At 62.6% G+C, this 19,472-nt stretch carries 17 protein-coding genes; 5 read left to right on the top strand and 12 right to left on the bottom strand.

Annotated features, from left to right (window positions below; all coding sequences use genetic code 11):
* Nucleotides 1-211: 211 nt before the first annotated feature.
* From LVD12_RS13195 to LVD12_RS13165, 7 genes are all read right to left on the bottom strand, one after another.
* Nucleotides 212-514, bottom strand: a complete 303-nt coding sequence (locus tag LVD12_RS13195; protein WP_237068193.1) for a hypothetical protein — start codon at nucleotides 512-514, stop codon at nucleotides 212-214.
* Between the two features lie 109 nt (nucleotides 515-623).
* A complete protein-coding gene (locus LVD12_RS13190) occupies nucleotides 624-983 on the bottom strand; it encodes a hypothetical protein (protein WP_237068192.1) in 360 nt (119 codons plus the stop codon).
* A gap of 124 nt (nucleotides 984-1,107) precedes the next feature.
* A complete protein-coding gene (locus tag LVD12_RS13185) occupies nucleotides 1,108-1,500 on the bottom strand; it encodes a hypothetical protein (protein WP_237068191.1) in 393 nt (130 codons plus the stop codon).
* A gap of 274 nt (nucleotides 1,501-1,774) precedes the next feature.
* Nucleotides 1,775-4,903: an efflux RND transporter permease subunit gene (locus LVD12_RS13180; protein ID WP_237068190.1), complete on the bottom strand. Its 3,129-nt coding sequence runs from the start codon at nucleotides 4,901-4,903 to the stop codon at nucleotides 1,775-1,777.
* Nucleotides 4,900-6,420, bottom strand: coding sequence for an efflux RND transporter periplasmic adaptor subunit (locus tag LVD12_RS13175; protein WP_237068189.1), 1,521 nt, complete (start codon nucleotides 6,418-6,420; stop codon nucleotides 4,900-4,902). The genes LVD12_RS13180 and LVD12_RS13175 overlap by 4 nt, the downstream gene beginning before the upstream one ends.
* Before the next feature lie 60 nt (nucleotides 6,421-6,480).
* Nucleotides 6,481-7,773 (bottom strand): TolC family protein, encoded by a 1,293-nt coding sequence (locus tag LVD12_RS13170; RefSeq protein ID WP_237068188.1) that lies wholly within the window; start codon nucleotides 7,771-7,773, stop codon nucleotides 6,481-6,483.
* Between the two features lie 60 nt (nucleotides 7,774-7,833).
* Nucleotides 7,834-8,217, bottom strand: a complete 384-nt coding sequence (locus LVD12_RS13165) for a hypothetical protein (RefSeq protein WP_237068187.1) — start codon at nucleotides 8,215-8,217, stop codon at nucleotides 7,834-7,836.
* Nucleotides 8,218-8,402: 185 nt separating this feature from the next.
* Between LVD12_RS13165 and LVD12_RS13160 the strand changes: the two genes are divergently transcribed.
* Entirely contained in the window at nucleotides 8,403-8,795 is a 393-nt protein-coding gene (locus tag LVD12_RS13160; RefSeq protein WP_237068186.1) for an acyl-CoA thioesterase, read from the top strand.
* Between the two features lie 39 nt (nucleotides 8,796-8,834).
* On the opposite strand, the gene LVD12_RS13155 is transcribed toward LVD12_RS13160, so the two are convergent.
* Complete coding sequence (locus LVD12_RS13155; protein ID WP_237068185.1) at nucleotides 8,835-9,431, bottom strand: hypothetical protein; 597 nt, start codon at nucleotides 9,429-9,431, stop codon at nucleotides 8,835-8,837.
* A gap of 237 nt (nucleotides 9,432-9,668) precedes the next feature.
* On the opposite strand from LVD12_RS13155, the gene LVD12_RS13150 reads away from it, so the two are divergent.
* Together LVD12_RS13150 and groL are read left to right on the top strand one after the other, a co-directional pair.
* Nucleotides 9,669-9,992 (top strand): co-chaperone GroES, encoded by a 324-nt coding sequence (locus tag LVD12_RS13150; RefSeq protein WP_237068184.1) that lies wholly within the window; start codon nucleotides 9,669-9,671, stop codon nucleotides 9,990-9,992.
* On the top strand, nucleotides 9,989-11,617 hold the full coding sequence (gene groL, locus LVD12_RS13145; protein WP_237068183.1) for a chaperonin GroEL: 1,629 nt from the start codon (nucleotides 9,989-9,991) through the stop codon (nucleotides 11,615-11,617). Before LVD12_RS13150 ends, groL begins: the two co-directional genes overlap by 4 nt.
* 85 nt (nucleotides 11,618-11,702) lie before the next feature.
* Here groL and LVD12_RS13140 read toward each other — a convergent pair whose 3' ends face one another.
* Together LVD12_RS13140 and uvrD are read right to left on the bottom strand one after the other, a co-directional pair.
* Nucleotides 11,703-12,839: a TRAP transporter substrate-binding protein gene (locus LVD12_RS13140; RefSeq protein WP_237068182.1), complete on the bottom strand. Its 1,137-nt coding sequence runs from the start codon at nucleotides 12,837-12,839 to the stop codon at nucleotides 11,703-11,705.
* 214 nt (nucleotides 12,840-13,053) lie between these two features.
* Nucleotides 13,054-15,249, bottom strand: coding sequence for a DNA helicase II (uvrD, locus tag LVD12_RS13135; protein WP_237068181.1), 2,196 nt, complete (start codon nucleotides 15,247-15,249; stop codon nucleotides 13,054-13,056).
* Nucleotides 15,250-15,522: 273 nt separating this feature from the next.
* On the opposite strand from uvrD, the gene hexR reads away from it, so the two are divergent.
* Both hexR and LVD12_RS13125 read left to right on the top strand, forming a co-directional pair.
* On the top strand, nucleotides 15,523-16,374 hold the full coding sequence (hexR, locus tag LVD12_RS13130; protein WP_237068180.1) for a transcriptional regulator HexR: 852 nt from the start codon (nucleotides 15,523-15,525) through the stop codon (nucleotides 16,372-16,374).
* Between the two features lie 115 nt (nucleotides 16,375-16,489).
* Nucleotides 16,490-17,758: a multidrug effflux MFS transporter gene (locus tag LVD12_RS13125; RefSeq protein ID WP_237068179.1), complete on the top strand. Its 1,269-nt coding sequence runs from the start codon at nucleotides 16,490-16,492 to the stop codon at nucleotides 17,756-17,758.
* 4 nt (nucleotides 17,759-17,762) lie between these two features.
* On the opposite strand, the gene gstA is transcribed toward LVD12_RS13125, so the two are convergent.
* Both gstA and LVD12_RS13115 read right to left on the bottom strand, forming a co-directional pair.
* On the bottom strand, nucleotides 17,763-18,368 hold the full coding sequence (gene gstA / locus LVD12_RS13120) for a glutathione transferase GstA (protein ID WP_237068178.1): 606 nt from the start codon (nucleotides 18,366-18,368) through the stop codon (nucleotides 17,763-17,765).
* A 107-nt stretch (nucleotides 18,369-18,475) separates the two neighbouring features.
* Nucleotides 18,476-19,447: a glutathione S-transferase family protein gene (locus LVD12_RS13115; protein ID WP_237068177.1), complete on the bottom strand. Its 972-nt coding sequence runs from the start codon at nucleotides 19,445-19,447 to the stop codon at nucleotides 18,476-18,478.
* Between the last annotated feature and the right edge of the window lie 25 nt (nucleotides 19,448-19,472).

Genomic DNA, 19,472 nt, shown 5'->3' with positions numbered 1-19,472 from the left:
AATGAGGTAGAAATCGCTTCCATCCAACCTGTACCATAACTTGTGGTATTCGCGATCCATACGATCCATCTAACGCCCAGCGCAGGCGCAGCCAGCGCGGAGCGCATTTTGTGTTAATGTTTGAGCGCCAGCGAGTAACACAAAAGGTGCGTAGCGTTGGCTGTCGCTCTGCCGCTGCTTGTTAAGTGAGCTAGGCACTGCACCTTGCCCCCTACGAATTTGCTAGTCTTTTGAGCATTATTTTTGACATTAGACTCGGTGATTTTAGGTGAATTTCTTTAAGCGTTGACTCATAGCCGCCAAAATACTCCATTCCGTGAAGCGCAGTCCAGAACACGCCTGAACCGTCCTCTTCTGGGAATTTACAAAATAACTCAAAAATTGCTTCATAGAACTTCTGCGGTTCCGAAGAGTTGAACGCTTCAGTTAGAAGCTCATCAAGAGGTAACCAGCAACCATCGTCCGGCTCAAATTCTTTAATTTTTGACTCTATTCTCTGGTCGATCATATTCACTTAACGCCGCAATCAGACGCGGGTTACTTTGTGCATTTTTTGCACGAAAATGGGAGCGCAACGACCGTGCAAAAGGTACACAAAGTAAGACGTCGGCTGCATTGCTTTGTTAAGCGTGGGAATTATCATACCTGACATATATAGATCTCGCTTGCTGCTCACCGAGGAAAGTGTTGGCCTTGCTAACTTGCAAATGACGTTCGAAAGGTACGTTTGTAACTTGATAAGCGCACCATTCTTCCTCTATTTCCCACAAAGCCTCCAATACATCTTCATCTTTTTCATCAATCTCGAAATATATATGTACCACTTCTTCAACGCAGCGCATCCTGATTGCTCTAATAAGAGGATGAATACCACCAACCGTAGCTTGGACAAGCATCATGAATTGAAGATTTTCGTATTCATGCTGCTTAGACATATTTCGTGAAGCGAGTGTACGATCAATATAAGAGTTCTCGGATTTCATATTCGCTTAACACCGCAATAACCCGCAGCTATTGCGGAGGAATTTTTGGTGTAAACTGGGAGTGCAGCGACCCGCACCAGAAAGGCCGGAGTAATAGCTGTCGGTGTTGATTGCTTTGTTATATTTATGTGCCACTGGGTTTAAATCCACGGTTTTTTGATAAGTACTGGATAATGTTTTTTTCTACTTCTTTTGGCGGCAGCTTGAAATTGCCGGCAATCATGTAGTTGATAAACGCGACGTTACCAGCTGTATAAAACCCAAGTGAGTATTTACCTAAGAGCTCCATTATTTGCCAGCGCCGAACACTTCTTTTTGGTGGTGGTTCAAAAAGGTGCCCCATATCAGTTGCTGCCATTTTGCAATCAGGGCAATGCACTATTCCCGGTTTGTTGCCCTCCCTCATACGCGTGAAGGATTTTCGACAAGAAAAACACGCCCATTTAGATCTATAGCAATAACTACCAGGCTTGACCTTTAAGCGTTGCTGATTTTCATCCCAAATATAGGTCGCCATTTTTCGGGCCTAAATATAACAGTTTATTCATAGGCATGGTCATATCTGGCCATGTGGGCACATATACCCATTCTGAGACAAATAAAGCCACAGATGGCCAGATATAGCCACGCCTTATATTTCGAAAGAGACGCCGGTGTAGAATATGGCGCCAGCTTCTAAGGAGGGTATCGCCGGGGCATTCCAGAGCCGTCGGCGCGAGGACAGCGCCGACAGCCTTTATGGGGCATGCGTCTTTAAAAGCCCCGCTGGTGACTTTCCGCGACGGCGGAAGCTACGAAGCATCGGCTAAACCACGCCCCTTCCATAACCGGTAAATCGCCGGGATCACCAGTAGCGTCAGCACCATTGCACTGACCATGCCACCCACCATCGGTGCAGCGATACGTTGCATTACCTCGGAGCCAACACCGCTGCCGATCATCACCGGCACCAGGCCGATAAAGACCGTGGCAGTGGTCATCAAGACTGGCCGCATGCGCTGGCCGGCGCCCTCGCGGATGGCCCGCTGCAGGTCTTGCCGCGTCAGCTCGCCGCCGGCCTGTGCGCGATCGTCCTGGACTCGATTCCAGGCCTGGTTCAGGTACACCAGCATGATCACGCCGATCTCCACCGCCACACCGGCCAGGGCAATAAAGCCGACCCCCACCGCCACCGACAGGTTGTAGTCGAGCCAGTAGAGCAGCCACAGGCCGCCGATCAGGGCTAGCGGCAGGCTGCCGAGGATCACCAGCACTTCGCCCACATGGCGGAAGCTCAGGTAGAGCAGCAGCACGATGATGCCCAGGGTCAGCGGTAACAGCACACCGAGCCGCTCCCAGGCCCGCTCCATGTATTCATACTGGCCGGACCAGATCAGCGAGTAGCCGGGTGGCAGCTGCAACTGCTCTGCCACCGCCTGTTTGGCGCCGGCGACCCAGCTGCCGAGATCCACATCGGCGATATCCACATAGATCCAGCCGTTGGGGCGCGCATTCTCGGTCTTGATCATCGGTGGACCATCCCGCACCTCGATGCGGGCCACGTCGCCCAGGGCCAGGTGGTTGCCGTTCGGCGCCACCAGCGGTAGCAGCCGCATCTGCTCGGGGGAATCCCGCCAGCTCTGCGGGTAGCGGAGGTTGACCGGGTAGCGCTCCAGGCCCTCCACCGTCTCGGTGACATTGCGCCCGCCGATCGCGGTGTCCACCACCGACTGCACATCGGCGATATTGAGGCCAAAGCGGGCGGCGGCGGTGCGGTCGATATCCACGTCGATATAGCGGCCACCGGCGACCCGCTCCGCGTACACGGAGGCCGTGCCGGGAAGGTCGCCAAGGATGGCCTCCAGCCGCGTGCCAATTCGCTCGATCTGCGCCAGTTCCGGTCCTGCCACCTTGATGCCCACCGGCGTCTTGATGCCGGTGGCGAGCATGTCGATGCGGGTCTTGATCGGCATGACCCACGCGTTGGTGACCCCGGGCACCTGCACCACCCGGTCGAGCTCCGCGCGCAGCTTTTCCGGGGTCATGCCCGGCCGCCACTCGTCCTCGGGCTTGAAGCGGATGATGGTCTCGATCATGGTCAGCGGCGCCGGATCGGTGGCAGTGTCTGCGCGGCCGATCTTGCCCCACACCTGCGCCACCTCCGGCACCGACTTGATCAGCTTGTCGGTCTGCTGCAGCAGCTCGCGGGCCTTGCCGATGGAGATGCCCGGATGGGTGCTGGGCATGTACATCAGGTCGCCCTCGTCCAGTGGCGGCATAAACTCGGTGCCGGTCTTGGCGAGCGGGTAGAGAGTACTGGCCAGTAGCACTAGGGCGCCGACCAGCACCGCGCGCGGAAAGCGCACCGCCAGCTCGAGCGCCGGTCGATAGGCAGCGCTCAGGGCACGATTGATCGGGTTGGCCTGTTCCGGCTTAACCCGACCGCGCACGAAATAACCCATCAATACCGGCACCAGAGTAATGGCCAGCCCCGCGGCCACGGCCATGGCATAGGTTTTGGTGTAGGCGAGCGGGCTGAACAGCCGCCCCTCCTGGCCCTCCAGGGCGAAGACGGGCAGGAAGCTCAGGGTGATGATCAACAGGCTGAAGAACAGCGGCGGCCCCACCTCGCCGGCCGCTTCCGCCACCACCTGCCAGCGGTTGCGCTCGGTCAGCGGCGTGCGCTCCATGTGCTTGTGCAGGTTCTCGATCATGACGATGGCACCGTCCACCATGGCGCCGATGGCGATGGCAATGCCGCCCAGGCTCATGATATTGGCGTTGATGCCCTGCAGGTGCATGACGATAAACGCGCCGAGGATCCCCAGCGGCAGGCTGAGGGCAATCACCAATGACGAGCGCAGGTGATACAGGAACAGGGCACAGACCAGTGCTACCACGAGGAACTCCTGTACCAGCTTGTGGGCCAGGTTGCTGACCGCACTGTCGATCAGTTCGCTGCGGTCGTAGGTGGGCACGATTTCCACGCCCTCCGGCAGGCTCAGCTGCAGCTCGTCGAGGCGTTCGGTCACCCGTTCGATCACGGCGCGGGCGTTTTCACCAAAGCGCATCACCACCACGCCACCGACCACTTCCCCCTCGCCATCGAGCTCGGAAATACCCCGGCGCATCTGCGGCCCCACGCGGATGTCCGCCACGTCACCAAGCAACAGCGGCGTGCCGCTGTCATCCACCCGCAGTGGTATCTGGCGCAGGTCGTCGACGCCCTGGATGTAACCGCTGGCGCGGACCATGTACTCGGCCTCCGCCATTTCCACCACCGAGGCGCCGGTCTCCCGGTTGCCGCGCTCGATGGCACTGCGCACCTGGGCGAGGGTCAGGTCGTAGGCGCGCAGGCGCAGCGGGTCCACCACCACCTGGTATTGCCGCACCATGCCGCCGACAGTCGCCACCTCCGACACGCCGGCGATGGTCTGCAGCTCGTATTTCAGGAACCAGTCCTGGATCGAGCGCAGCTGGGCCAGGTCGTGCTGGCCGCTGCGATCCACCAGGGCATAGCTGTAGATCCAGCCCACGCCGGTGGCGTCCGGCCCGAGTTCCGGCTGGGCGCCGGCGGGCAGCCGGGGCGCCACCTGGCTCAGGTACTCCAGCACCCGTGAGCGCGCCCAGTAGAGGTCCATGTCGTCCTCGAAGATCACATAGACATAGGAATCACCGAAGAACGAATAGCCCCGCACCGTGACCGCACCCGGCACCGACAGCATGGCGGTGGTGAGCGGGTAGGTGACCTGGTCCTCCACCACTTCCGGCGCCTGGCCCGGATAGGAAGTCTTCACGATCACCTGCACATCGGACAGGTCGGGCAGGGCGTCCACCGGGGTGTGGCGCAGGCTGTAGAGGCCGCCGAGTAGCAGGGCGAAGGCACCGAGCAGCACCACAATGCGGTTGTGCAGCGACCAGTGGATAATGCGGGCGATCATTTGTGCTCGCCCTCCTGGTCATGGTGGTTGTGGTGATCGTGGGAGTCCGACTTCTCCTCCTGTTGCGGCTGGTGGTGCTGGTGACCCGCCGCCGGTCGCACCGCCAGTACCTCGTACTTGCCATCCGGCCGTTCGCGAATCTGCACCTCGACCCGGCGATCGCTCTCCATCGCCTCCCGCAGCGCCTGGCCGGCATCGTCGGCCACGTAAAAGCCCATGACCATCCCCGGCCAGTCCCAGGCCGGTACCGGGTCGTGCTCCAGGCGGGCGTAGTGGTTGTCATCGGGCATGGTCAGCACCCGGGCACCTACCCAGGGCTGGTCCCCGGCATCCAGGCGTTCGAGGCCGGCACTGACACTGGATTCGGAATCCAGCAGGAACTGGGCCGAGGTCACCACCCGCTGACCGGCTTCGAGCCCCTCGAGGATCTCCACCCGCTCGCCGAATTCGCGCCCGGAACGCACTTTGATGGAACGGAAGCGACCGTCACCCTCGGCGAGTACCACCCGCTCCATGCTGCCGGTGCGGATCAGTGCTTCCCGCGGGATCGTCAGTGCCTGCTGTTGCGGGCCGTCCAGCTGCAACTGCACGAACATGCCCGGACGCAGGGTGCGGTCCGGGTTGTCCACCCGCACGCGCACAGTCAGGGTGCGCATCTGCTCATCCAGCTGTGGCAGCACCTTGGCAATCTCCCCCAGCCAGATGCGACCCGGGCGGATGTCGGCGCGCACGGTGGCGGTGTCCCCCGTTTGCACCTTGTAGCCCTGGCGGGGAAATACCTCGCCCTCGATCCACACCGTCTCCAGCGGCCCCACGCTTACCAGGGTGGTCTGTGGGGTGATGTACATGCCATCGCGCACGCCCAGGTTTTCCACATAGCCGCTGGCGTGTGCATAGAGGGTGATCGCCTCACTCGCCTTGCCCTCGCGCTCGACGCGAGCAATCTCTTCCGCGGGAATACCAAGACTGTGAAGGCGTTCCCGCGAGGCGCTGATCAGGGCGCGGTTGCCACTCTTGAGGGCACCGAGCAGTTCCCGCTGGGCTTTGACCAGCTCCGGTGAATAGATCTCGACAAGGGGCTGGCCTTTTTCCACCCGGTCCCCCTTGGCCTTGACCCAGCTCTTCTGCACCCAGCCGCTCAGGCGCGAGTGCTGGTGCTCGATGCGGTCCTGGTCGAGGCGCACGATACCCACCGTGTTCAGCTTCGCTGACACCGGGCCACGCTCGGCCACGCCGGTGCGCACACCCAGGTTGTTTTCCACCACCGGCGAGATACGCACCGTGCCGGCGGCCTCTTTTTCCTCTTCGCCCTCATACACCGGGATCAGGTCCATACCCATGGGCGACTTGCCCGGCCCGTCGCGGCGGTAATTGGGGTCCATGGGCGCTACCCAGTAAAGGATCTTTTTTCCGCCCTCAGCCTGTTCGGACGAATCTCCGTCACCGGCACCGAGCCACCAGCCCAGCGCCGCGCCGACCAGTACCGCGGCGGCAATCACAATCGGAGCTTTCTGCATCTTCGTATTCCTATCCAGTCCGCCCGCAGTGCGGGCCAATTCTTGTTGCCGGCAAGCCCGTCACTTGCTGTCCGCCGGCACCGCGCCGGCGAGGTAATAGCGAATCCGCGCCAGCGCGCGGAAGTAGTCGTAATCCAACTGCAGGGCCGCGATCTGCGCCTCGATGGCTTCCATGCGGGCCGAGATCACCGCATCCAGGTCGGCGGTGTTAGCGGCGTAACCCTGCAGAAGGGCATCGGCGGTAGCTTCGGCCGTCGGCAGCAGCTGGTTCCGGTACAGGTGGCGCCGCGACTGCAGGCTTTCCGCCGAGGCCGCGGCGCTGTTGAGGCCACCGTGGAGCCGCTGCAACAGGTTCTGGCGCTGCAGGATGCCGGCACTCTCCCGCGCGCGGGCGGCGGCGAGGCGCTGGTCCTGGCGGTTGTGGCGGAACAGGGGCAGGTCGACGGAGACCAGGGCGCTGGCAAAGTCGGCGCCATCACTCATGGGGGTCGGCTGTCGCTGGCCGTAGCTCAGCTCCAACTTCCACTGCGGCTTGTAGGCTTCGTGTGCCAGCGCCACGTTGCGCGACTGCGCCTCGACCATGGCCCCGGCCGCCTCCAGCGCCGGGTGGCCGGCGATACTCTCCGGCGGCACCGGCAGTTGCCGCGCCTGCAGCCAGGCCTCGGTATCCGGCCAGTCCGGCAAGCGAGTGTTCACCGGCTGCCAGGCGGCCTCGCCGATCCAGCGGGTGAGTTCGCCGCGGGCGCGGTCGATATCGCCTCCGATGCTCTGCAGCCGGTCGTCGAGACGGGCCAATGCCAGCTGGGTCTGCAGCATCCGCTGGGACTGCACTTCTCCGGTAGCGAGGCGGTTGCGGTCGTACTCCACCAGCTGCTCCAGCCAGAGGCGGTTTTCCTGCAGCAGGCGACGACGCTCGAGCTGGGCGGACAGCTGCAGGAAGGAATCGCTCACCGCCAGCGCCAGCTGCAGCTCGCGATCGGCAGCATTGGCGAAGCTGGCCTCAGCCTGCAGCAGGCCGCGCTCGCCGGACAGGCGGGCGCTGTCGCCCCGCGGCAACTGCTGGCTGATCCCCACCACCTTTTGGGTCATGGGCTGCTCGTCGAAGGCGAAGCTGTCCGTGGGCAGGTTGGCGACCCCGAACTTGACCATCGGGTCCGCCCACTGGCTGTCGGCCACGGCGCCGGCCTGCAGCGCCTCGGCCTCCAGCCGCTGGGCGGCGCTCTCCGGATCGAGTTCCAGCGCAATCTGCACTGCCTGCTGGTAATCGAGGGATGCCTGCGTTGGTGCTGCCGACAGGGCGGACAACAGTGCAAACAGGCCGCAAAGCTGCGCGGCCCTGTGAGGGAATAACATCGGAGATTCCTGTCTGTGTGATGGCTCGCAGGTGCCGAAGGGCACCGTGTTAACGGGGCATCAGGCGACGATGGGGGGCCGGAACAGACTGGAGAAGGGGGTATTGGGACGGTCGATGGGTGCTGGGACCTGAGACGGCTGGGCGCGGTTTAACTCGAAAAGCTGGACTACCGCCACCACGGCAACCGGCGAAGCGCACGCACCCAGCGCACAACTTAGCTGGCACTGGCGCGCCTTTTCTGAGGCAACATCCGAGGCTGCGGTGGTGTCTTGCCCATCATCGTCACAACAGGGCATATCAGCCGGCATCTCATGATGCATGTCCATGTCAGCATGGGACATGGAACCCGCGCCGCTCATTTCGCCACAGTCGTGCTGCACCGCAGAGGCGAGGCTCTGGGCGCTGAACATCAGCAGCAGAAACAGGGTCAGAATGCGGTGCATGGCGGGATTCTAGGTGGCCCGCCGGTATCGGGCAAGCCTGCAAGGGCCACCAGTCCCCGAAGACCGGGCGCCGGCCCGTGTTTTGGCCTTGTCACCTGTGGCTAATTTCTATGCACCTTGTGCTACAATGCGCCACCCGCTTTCGCGGCAAACCAGAAAATAAGTCTAAGAGTTCGTAGCAGTCCATGGCAGCACTAGATGAAGCGCCGCAACCCTCCGGCACCCTGACCCTGCAAACCCTGGCCATGCCCCGAGATACCAACCCACAGGGGGATGTATTCGCCGGCTGGCTGATGTCCCAGATGGACCTCGCCGGCGCCATTTTCGCCCAGACTATTGCTCGCGGTCGGGTCACCACCGTGGCCACCGGCAATATGGTGTTCCTGCGCCCGGTACCCGTGGGCTCCACCGTCAGCTGCTACGCCGAGCCGATCGAAGTAGGCCGCTCCTCGATTCGCACCATGGTGGAAGTGTGGCTGACCCGGGTTGGCTCGGGCGAACAGGTGAAGGTGACTGAAGGGGAGTTCGTGTTTGTCGCCATCGATGACAAGGGCCACACCCGCCCCCTGCCGAACTGATCCCGCCTGACCGGGCTCTTCACAGCTGCCTGCGCCGGCTCAGTGGCGCAGGTCAGAGTCCGGAAGAGAGATACCCAGGGCGTGCAGCTCGGCGGCCAGGCGCGGATCGCCACTGTTGCGCCAGCGCTGGTAGAGATTGATCACATCCGCCGCATCGTAGGCCCGCTGCCTGGCACAGGCGCGGGCCACCAGTTCCAGCATCCGGCTGAATTTTGCTGCCAGCTCGGCAAACACGTGCCGGTACTGGCGGGCGTTGTCGCCGAGATAGTCATAGGCGCCGCCACCCATACCGACGAAGTAATCCCTCACGATGCCCTTGCGGGCGTAGTTTTCCGGAAACACCGCGCCAATAAACAGGGCCGTGTCCCCCAGCTTGCGCAGCAGCTGGCAGCGCTCCCACTCGCTGGGGGTTTCCACTGCATCCCGGTAGAGGAGGGCGAGCGGGCGGATCCCGCGCTCACCCTGTTCGTAGGTGAACAGCTCGTCGCTGTCGCCGAAACGGGCCAGCATGTTGCCCATATACCAGAGGGTGTCCTCGTGGGGCGGCGGGGCCAACTCCCGACCAAACTCCTGCAGCCGCCCGCGGAAATATTCCGCCAGGGTCAACTCAAAATCTGTACGCTGTACCAGTGCCATGGAGAATCCTCCCGCTCCCCCTGAGCCTTGCAAAAGCCCCGACAAATCTCCAGCAATATTCCATTCCTAACAGCCTGTTTTATATAAAATTTTTTTCTAAAAAACTCCGCGCACACTCCCTTGAAAAGTCCTTGAGTGCTCCTATTTTGCCGCCTGAGGGGGCCGCGTCGCCCGACGCAGAGCAGGCTCCCGATTTTCTGTTTCGTGAACATAGCAATGCTTATGGGAGGAAATCCGATGAGTATCAGACCGCTCTATGACCGGGTGGTTGTAAAGCGCCTGCCGGCAGAAACCACCAGCAAAGGTGGCATCGTGATACCGGACAAGGCCGCAGAAAAACCGATGCAGGGCGAAGTGATCGCCGTCGGCACCGGGGCGCCGCTGGACAACGGCGAGTTGCGCCCGCTGTCCATCAAAAAAGGCGACCGCGTCGTGTTCGGCCAGTACGCCGGCACTGAAATCGACCTGGGTGGCGAGACCTACCTGATCATCAAGGAAAGCGACATCCTGGCCATCGTCGAGCGGGCCAGTGGAGAGGAGGCAGAGGAGAGAGCCGCATGAGTGCAAAAGTCGTCAAGTTTTCCGACGATGCCCGCGAGCGCATGCTCGCCGGCGTCAATATCCTGGCCAACGCCGTCAAAGCCACCCTGGGTCCCAAGGGCCGTAACGTGGTGCTGGCCAAGAGCTTCGGCGCGCCCCGGGTCACCAAGGATGGCGTGTCCGTGGCCAAGGAAATCGAGCTGAAGGACAAGTTCCAGAACATGGGTGCGCAGATGGTGCGCGAGGTGGCTTCCAAGACTGCCGACGTGGCCGGTGACGGCACCACTACCGCCACCGTGCTGGCCCAGGGCCTGCTGCGCGAGGGCCACAAGGCCATCGCCGCCGGCATGAACCCGATGGACCTGAAACGCGGCATCGATACCGCCGTGAAAGCCGCCACCGAGGAACTGGGCAAGCTGTCCAAACCCTGCAACGACAGCAAGGCGATCGGCCAGGTGGGCACCGTGTCCGCCAACTGGAACAGCGATATCGGCCAGATCCTCGCCGATGCCATGGACCGGGTCGGCCGCGATGGCGTCATCACCGTGGAAGAGGGCAAATCCCTGCACAACGAACTGGAAGTAGTGGAGGGCATGCAGTTCGACCGCGGTTACCTGTCACCCTACTTCATCAACAACCAGGAAAAGATGCAGGTTGAGCTGGACAGCCCCTACATCCTGCTGTTCGACAAGAAGATCAGTAATATCCGCGACCTGCTGCCGGTGCTGGAATCCGTCGCCAAGGCGGGCCGTCCGCTGCTGATCATCGCCGAGGATATCGAGGGCGAGGCGCTGGCCACCCTGGTGGTGAACAACCTGCGCGGTATCCTCAAGGTCGCTGCGGTCAAGGCGCCCGGTTTTGGCGATCGCCGCAAGGCCATGCTGCAGGACATTGCCATCCTCACCGGCGGCACCGTGATTGCCGAGGAAGTGGGCCTGTCACTGGAGAAGGTGGAGCTGGAACAGCTCGGCAGCGCCAAGCGCGTGGTGATCGGCAAGGACAACACCACCGTCGTCGACGGCGCCGGCCAGAAGGCCGCCATCGAGGCACGGGTGAGCCAGATCCGTGCCGAGATCGACAAATCCACTTCCGATTACGACAAGGAGAAACTGCAGGAGCGCGTGGCCAAGCTGGCCGGCGGTGTGGCCGTGATCAAGGTCGGTGCCGCCACGGAAATGGAAATGAAGGAGAAGAAGGACCTGGTGGACGACGCCCTGCACGCGACCCGTGCGGCGGTGGAAGAGGGCATCGTGCCCGGCGGCGGTGTGAGCCTGGTGCGCGTGGCCGACACCCTGCGCAGGGCCGGACTCAAAGGGGCCAACAGCGACCAGCAGGTGGGCATCAACATCGCCCTGCGCGCGATGGAGGACCCCTTCCGCCAGATCGTCGCCAACGCCGGCGTCGACAGCAGCGTGGTACTGGACAAGGTGCGCAATGGCTCTGGCGATGCCTTCGGCTACAACGCCCAGACCGGCGACTACGGCGACATGATCGAGCTGGGCATCATCGACCCCACCAAGGTCACCCGTACCGCGCTGCAGAACGCCGCGTCGATTGCGGGCCTGATGCTGACCACCGAGGTGATGGTGGCTGATCGTCCGGTCGAGACCAAATCAGGGGCGCCGGCAGAAGACTACGACTTCTGATCGGATGTAAGTGCGTCTCGGGCAGAGGGGATTTCCTCTCTGCCCTTTTTTATTTCCGCCCCCGCCGTTTGTCACCACGGGCGAGTCAGCGATCCAGCTCCAGGGAGCGCGTCTGGTAATAGGCCTCTTCACTGATCCGGTGATAGGGAATCACCTGCGCCTCGAACTCGCGGAACGCCTCATAGATGCGCGCGAACTGCGGATCTTCCGCCGCGGTTTCCTCCAGGATCTGCGTATTGATTTGCTTCAGGTGCTCCAGCACTTCGTCCGGCAGGCGCTTCAGCTGCACGCCGTGCTTGTCGACCAGTTCCTTCAGCGCCCGGTTGTTGCGGGCGGTGTACTCGTCGAGCATGTCCTGGTTGGCGTCGCGCGCCGCGGCACGGACGATAGCCTGCAGGTCGGCGGGCAGTTTTTCGAACGCACTCTTGTTGATGATGAATTCGAGAATTGAGCCCGGCTCGTGCCAGCCGGGGTAGTAGTAATACTTTGCGATCTGGTGAAACCCGAAAGCGAGGTCGTTATAGGGCCCTACCCACTCAGTGGCATCGATGACGCCGGTCTGCAGGGCGGTGTAGAGTTCGCCACCGGGGATGGTCACCGCGGTGCCACCGGCGCGGTTCAGCACCTCCCCGCCCAGGCCGGGAATACGCATCTTGAGGCCCTGCAGGTCCGCGACCGAGTTGATCTCCTTGTTGAACCAGCCCGCCATCTGCACGCCGGTGGAACCCCCGGCCATGGGGATCAGGTTGAAGGGCGCATAAATCTCTTCCCACAATTCGAGCCCGCCGCCGTGGTGCAGCCAGCCGTTCATCTCCTGGGCGTTGAGGCCGAAGGGCACCGCGGTAAAGAACTGCGCTGCGGGCAATTTGCCCTTCCAGTAATAGGCGGCACCGTGGCCCATCTGCGCGGCCCCCTCAGAGACTGCACCGAATACGCCCATCGCCGGCACCAGCTCACCGGCACCGTAGACCTTGATCTTCAACCGGCCAGCGGACATTTCTTCGACTTTTTTGGCAAAGCGCTCCGGCGCACTGCCGAGGCCGGGGAAGTTTTTCGGCCAGGTCGTGACGAGTTTCCACTGGAAGGTTTCCTGCCCGGTCCCCTCGGTAAACTGCTGCGCCGGGCCGAGGGAAGCGCGCGAGACCACCAGCGCGCCGAAGGTAATCACCAGCAGGGCCAGCAGGCCGAGAATGATGGGGGGGTACCAGTTGATCTTTTTCATGCTTTTATTGTTCTGAATGAATTATTTGTGCGCCGAGCGCAGATACTGGCAAATCTGCGCACCGGCGTCATCCCGGACTTGATCCGGGATCCAGCTCTGAGAGTGGTGTCCGCTCCGGGTTTGCTGGATTCCGGCCTGCGCCGGAATGACGATCCTGACGAACTGAGGTGGGGCGATTTAACAGGACAGTGTCTTCAGAGCGGCTGCTTCTTTTTCAAAGGGGCTGAAGTTTCGCCATCGCCACCACCAGCCACTTGCTGCCGGCATCGTCGAAATTGACCTGCACCCGCGCCCGCGGGCCGCTGCCCTCAAACTGCACGACGGTGCCCTCGCCAAACTTGGGATGGTCGACGCGACCGCCCAGCGCCAGTGGCGGCAGGTCGTCGAAATCCGGCGCCGGGTCGGACAGGCGCCCCACCTTGCCATAGTCCGCGTTGAACAGCGGCCGCGAGATCTCGGTTTTAAGGCGCACCTCGTGTACCAGCTCGGGCGGGATCTCACCGATAAAGCGCGACGGGCTGTTGTAGGTCTCGCTGCCGAACAGGCGGCGGTTTTCCGCGTAGGTGATGTACAGCTTCATCATGGCGCGGGTGATGCCCACGTAGCAGAGGCGGCGCTCTTCCTCCATGCGGCCCGGTTCCTGCGCCGACATCTTGTGCGGGAACAGGTTTTCCTCCACCCCGGCCAGGAACACCAGCGGGAACTCCAGCCCCTTGGCGGAATGCAGGGTCATCAGCTGCACCGCATCCTCGAATTCATCCGCCTGGCCCTCGCCGGCATCCAGGGCGGCGCTGTCGAGGAACTGGTCCAGCAGCGGCGGCTCTTCCTCGCCCTCCGGGATCTCGAGCCCATCGAAATCGCGGCAGGCGCTCACCAGTTCCTGCAGGTTCTCCACCCGGGTCTGGCCCTTCTCGCCCTTTTCCTTGCCGTGGAAGTCCATCAGGCCGCTGGTTTCGATCACGTCCTCGGCGATGGCGCCGAGCAGCTTGTCCTCGGCATTGGCGGCCAACTGGTTGACCAGATCGAGGAAGCTCTGCAGGGCATTGCCGGCTCGCGCCGCCAGCACCCGTTGCTGCTGCATGCGCGTGGCCGCCTGCCACATGGAGCAGCCGTGCTCGCGGGCGAAATTGCGCACCGCATCCACGGTGCGCGCACCGATGCCGCGGGTGGGGGTATTCACCACCCGCTCGAAGGCGGTGTCGTCATCCCGGTTGCTGATCAGGCGCATGTAAGACAGCGCGTTCTTGATCTCCATGCGCTCGAAAAAGCGCTGGCCGCCGTAGATGCGGTATGGCACCTGTTCCCGCAACAGCGCCTCTTCCAGCACCCGCGACTGGGCATTGGAGCGGTAAAGGATGGCCACGCTGTCGCGGCGGTGGCCGTCGCGCACCCAGTCCTGGATGCGCTCGACGATAAAGCGCGCCTCGTCCTGCTCGTTGTAGGCGGCGTAGAGGGAGATAGGGTCGCCTTCCTCGCCGCGGGTCCACAGTTCCTTGCCGAGGCGACCGGCATTGTGCTCGATGACCGCGTTGGCAGCCTTGAGGATGGTGCTGGTGGAGCGGTAGTTCTGCTCCAGGCGCACGGTCTGGACGTCGCGCAGGTCCTGGGCGTAATGCTGGATGTTTTCGATCTTGGCGCCGCGCCAGCCGTAGATGGACTGGTCGTCATCCCCCACCGCGGTAATGTTGCACTGGTCACCGGCCAGCAGACGCAGCCAGGCGTACTGGATGGTGTTGGTGTCCTGGAACTCGTCCACCAGGATGTAGGGAAAGCGGTTGCGGTAATGGGCCAGCACTGATTCGTTGTTCAGCCACAGCTCGTGGGCGCGCAGCAGCAGTTCGCCGAAGTCCACCAGCCCCCCACGCTGGCAGGCCTCCTCGTAGGCGAAGTAAGTCCTCACCATGGTCTGCAGCCAGGGATCACCGCCGGCCTCGATGTACTGCGGGCGCAGGCCCTCGTCTTTCTGCGCGCCGATCCACCACTGGGTCTCCCGCGGCGGCCATTTCTTCTCGTCCAGTCCCAGGTCGTTCTGTACGCGCTTGATCAGGCGCAGCTGGTCGTCACTGTCGAGGATCTGGAAGTTCTGCGGCAGGTTGGCCTCTTTGTAGTGGGCCTTGAGCAGCCGATGGGCGATACCGTGGAAGGTACCCACCCACATGCCGAAGGTATTGACCCCCAGCAGTTCCTCGATACGGGCGCGCATCTCGCGGGCGGCCTTGTTGGTAAAGGTCACGGCGAGGATGGAGTAGGGCGAGGCGCCCTCCACCTGCATCAGCCAGGCGATGCGGTGCACCAGCACGCGGGTCTTGCCCGAGCCGGCACCGGCCAGCACCAGTTGATTGCAGGCAGGAGCGGCAACGGCTTCGCGCTGCGCGTCGTTCAGGGGGTCTAGAATCTGAGATACGTCCATGGGCGGCGATTGTAACAGAGCTGGCGCGCTGGACCTGTGTAAATAAACAGGTTTTTGCTCGATTTCAGGGTCGGATGCGCAGGCCCCGGTGGCGGGTCGCCTTGGGGGACTGTCGGCCGGATGGACCCGGCCGACAAGCCTACAGGGATGTATGCACGGCGTGTCCCGCAAGGAGACCCGGTATCGGGACCGCCCCGAAGGTAAACAATGCTCGCTCGCCACGACCGGGAGCAGCCGCTAAACTGCGCGCTCTGTTGAAGAGAAGGAAGTCCCGTGAAACCGGCGGAAGTCACGCAGAAAATCAGTGAACAGCTGTCGTCCATGCGCAAATCCGAGCGCAAGGTGGCGGAGTACATCCTCGCCAACCCGGACGAAGTCATCCACATGCGCATCGTCGACCTGGCCACCGAGGCCCAGGTGAGCGAGCCCACCGTAGTGCGCTTCTGCCGCGCCGTGGGTTGTTCCGGTTTCCAGGAATTCAAGCTCAACCTGGCCCAGCAGCTGGCCTCCAGCCCCAGCTTCGGCCAGATCGCCGTCACCGAGACGGATACCATCGCCGAGTACAAGCGCAAGGTATTCGACTCCACCGTCGACACCCTGCTGAATGTGCGCGATACCATCGACAACCGCGCGCTCGAAGCGGCGGTGGCCGCCATCGCCCCCGCCAAGCGGGTCGAGTTTTTCGGTTTCGGCGCCTCCGGTGCCGTGGCCAGTGACGCCCAGCACAAGTTCTTCCGTCTGCAGCTGGCCACCGCCGCCCACTCGGACCACCATATGCAGAACATGTCCGCCATGTCGATGGAGCCCGGTGACGTGGTGGTAGCCATCTCCCAGAGCGGACGCACCAAGGCGCTGCTGCACTCCATGGAGATGGTGAAGCAGCAGGGTGGCACCGTCATCGGCCTGGCGCCCAGCGGCTCGCCAGTGGCACGCCAGGCCACCATCCCACTGGAAGTGGATGTGGAAGAAGACATCGAGATCTACACCCCGCTGTCGTCGCGCATCGCTCATCTGGTGGTCATCGACGTGCTGGCCATCGGTGTCGCCCAGCGCAAGGGGCCGCAACTGCAGGAACACCTGCTCAAACTGAAACAGGGCCTGCATACCCTGCGCCAGGAACGCTAGGGACGACGGGAACGAAACCCCACACCGGCCCTGGCATCGAGCGGGCGGGGCCATTACCATGCCGCGCCCCGCTTCCAGCGGAGATACCCGCAACTCTCGCCGTACCGGGCCTTTTATGCGCAGCGCAAGCACCGCCGATGACAAATTGCCAGAACGCTGGCTGGCCCTGTGGCTCGCCGCACTGGTGGCGCTGACCCCCTTTGCCATCGATACCTACCTGCCCGCCATTCCCGCCATCGCCGAGTCACTGGGCAGCGAGGTGGCGCGGGTACAGCACTCAGTCTCCAGCTTCCTGCTCGGTTTCGCTATGGGCCAGTTGCTGGGCGGCCCCCTGTCGGATCGCTGGGGGCGGCGCACGGTGGGGACCATCGGGCTGATCGTCTTTATCGCCAGTACTTTCCTGATCCTGTGGACCAGAACCGCCGAGCAACTGATCGTCCTGCGCTTCACCCAGGCGGTGGGCGGTGGCTTCGGCACCGTCATCTGCGCTGCCATCGTGCGGGATCTCTATAGCGGGCGCGATGCGGCGCGAATCATCTCCATCATCAGCACCATGATGTTGCTGGCGCCGCTGGCAGCGCCGGTGATCGGCTCCGTGCTGGTGGTTGTCGGCAGCTGGCAGTGGATCTTCCTGTTCCTGCTCGGCTATGCGCTGGCCATGCTGGTGCTGGTGCGCACCCTACTGCCGGAAACCGTGTCCCGGTTTACCCGCGCGCGCCGGCAGTCCGCGCCCAAGCGCCACCTGCTGCGCAACTACGGCCAGGTGCTTCGCAACCGCCGCGCGCTGGGCTTTCTCGGCACCCAGGCCTGCGTGAGCGGTTCGATGTTCATCTACATCACCACCGCGCCATTCGTATTCATGGAGTATTTCGCCGTGCCCGCGGCGCGCTTCCCGCTGTTCTTCGGCGCCTGTGTGGTGGGCCTGATCACCATGGTGCAGGTGAACATCCGCCTGCTGAAACGCTTCGAGCCACGGCAGATACTGCTGGCGGGGGTAGCACTGCAGCTGCTGGGCTGTGGGCTGCTGTTGGCCGGCACCCTGGTCGGCGAGCCGACGCTGCTGCGCTGGATGTTGCCACTGCTGATGGTGATGGCCTGCATCGGCCTGACGGCCCCCAATGCGGCTGCCTGTTACCTGGAGTTTTTCCCCAACATCAGCGGTAGTGCCAACGCGCTCTATGGCGCCTCGCTATTCATTACAGGCGGTATCCTCGGCGGGCTGGTTAACGGCCTGCACACCGGCACCCTGGTACCGATCGCGGCCGCCATGTGCGCCTGTGCCGTCACCGCAATGACCCTGGTATTGCTGGTGGCCCGTGCCCGCGAGCCGATCGAAGTGAACGGGGCAAAGCAACCGGTGCCGTCGCGGCTGCCCACTCGCTAGCTTTTCAGCTCTCCAGCAATCCCTCGGCGCGCAGTGCTTCCTGCACGCCAGGGCGCTCCCGCATGCGCTGCTGGAATGCCTGCAGGCGCGGCCAGTCGCCGGTATCGATCTCCAGACGGTCCAGCCAGTTGGCCACGGTAAACAGGTAGGCATCGGCGACCGAAAACTGCTCCCCGAGTAGATAGTCGCCGGTGAGCTGGCTATCGACGTAACGGAAGCGCTCGGCCAGCTTGTCCCTGGCCGCGGCCTTCTGCTCGTCCGAGCCGTTCCAGAACAGGGGCACAAAGGTCTTGTGCAGCTCGGTGGAAATGTAATTCAGCCACTCCTGCACCCGGTAGCGGTTCAGGTTGCCGGGTTCGGGCAACAGGGCCGCCTCCGGCTTCTGCTCGGCGAGAAACTGCACGATGGCCGGGCCCTCGGTCAGGCGCTCACCGCCATCCAGCTGCAGCACCGGCACATAGCCTTTCGGGTTGATCTCAGAGAAATCGCCGCCGCCCTCCAGCGTTTTGTTCTTCAGGTCCACCTTCACCAGGTCGAGCGGCATCCCCAGTTCACAGGCGACGATGTGCGGCGAGAGAGAACAGGCGCCGGGGGAGTAGAACAACTTCATCGGGAAACCTCCTGTGGAAATGATGTACCCGGGCAGGACAGTCAGCGGCATCAGGGCCGGCACCATCAACTGGCGCCGGCCCGCGCCTCGCAATCACATTGCCGCGATCAGCCCCGGTGATGGGGCGCGGAATAGTCCAGCTCGGGACCCTTGGGCACGATGCCGGTCGGGTTGATGGTGTCGTGGCTGGCGTAGTAGTGGGTTTTGATGTGATGGAAATCCACCGTCTCCGCCACACCGGGCCACTGGTACAGCTCGCGCACATAGCCCCACAGGTTGGGGTAATCCGCCAAGCGCTGCTTGTTGCACTTGAAGTGGCCGTGGTAGACCGGGTCGAAGCGCACCAGGGTGGTGAACAGGCGCCAGTCCGCCTCGGTGATGCGGTCGCCGCAGAGGTAACGGTTGTCGGCCAGGCGCTTTTCCAGTTGCTCCAGGGTGGAAAAGAGCCGCTCGTAGGCGTGTTCGTAGGCGTCTTTTTTGGTGGCAAAACCCGCACGATAGACACCATTGTTCACGTTTTCGTAGACGATCTCGTTGGTGGCGTCGATGTCGCCGCGCAGATCCTCGGGGTAATAGTCATCATTGTTGCCGGTGAGCCCGTCAAACGCAGAATTGAACATGCGGATAATTTCCGCCGACTCGTTGCTCACCACACAACCCCGCTGCTTGTCCCACAGCAACGGCACTGTGACCCGGCCGGTGTAGTCGGCCTTGTTGCGGGTATACACCTGGTGCAGGTAGTCGCTCTGGAACAGGGCATCGCCGCTGCTGCCTTCATCCTTGTTGAAAGTCCAGCCATGCTCGTGCATGTAAGGACTCACTACGGACACGTCGATCAGGTCTTCGAGGCCCTTCAGCTTGCGGAAGATCAGCGTGCGATGGGCCCAGGGGCAGGCCAGGGAAACATAAAGATGGTAGCGGCCGCTCTCTGCCGCAAAGCCGCCCTCGCCGGAGGGGCCGGGACTGCCGTCGGCGGTAATCCAGTTGCGCAGCTGGGCGTCCTCACGGACGAATTCACCGCCACTCTTTTCTGTGTCGTACCAGCGGTCCTGCCACTGGCCTTTGACCAACAGGCCCATATCCCCTCCTCATGGTGCAAAAATT

Origin of the sequence: Microbulbifer guangxiensis (assembly GCF_021729075.1) — a bacterium.
GTDB classification, from domain to species: Bacteria; Pseudomonadota; Gammaproteobacteria; order Pseudomonadales; family Cellvibrionaceae; genus Microbulbifer; species Microbulbifer guangxiensis.
The sequence above is the reverse complement of the archived record's forward strand: the minus strand, read 5'-3'. Positions and strand labels throughout refer to the sequence as shown.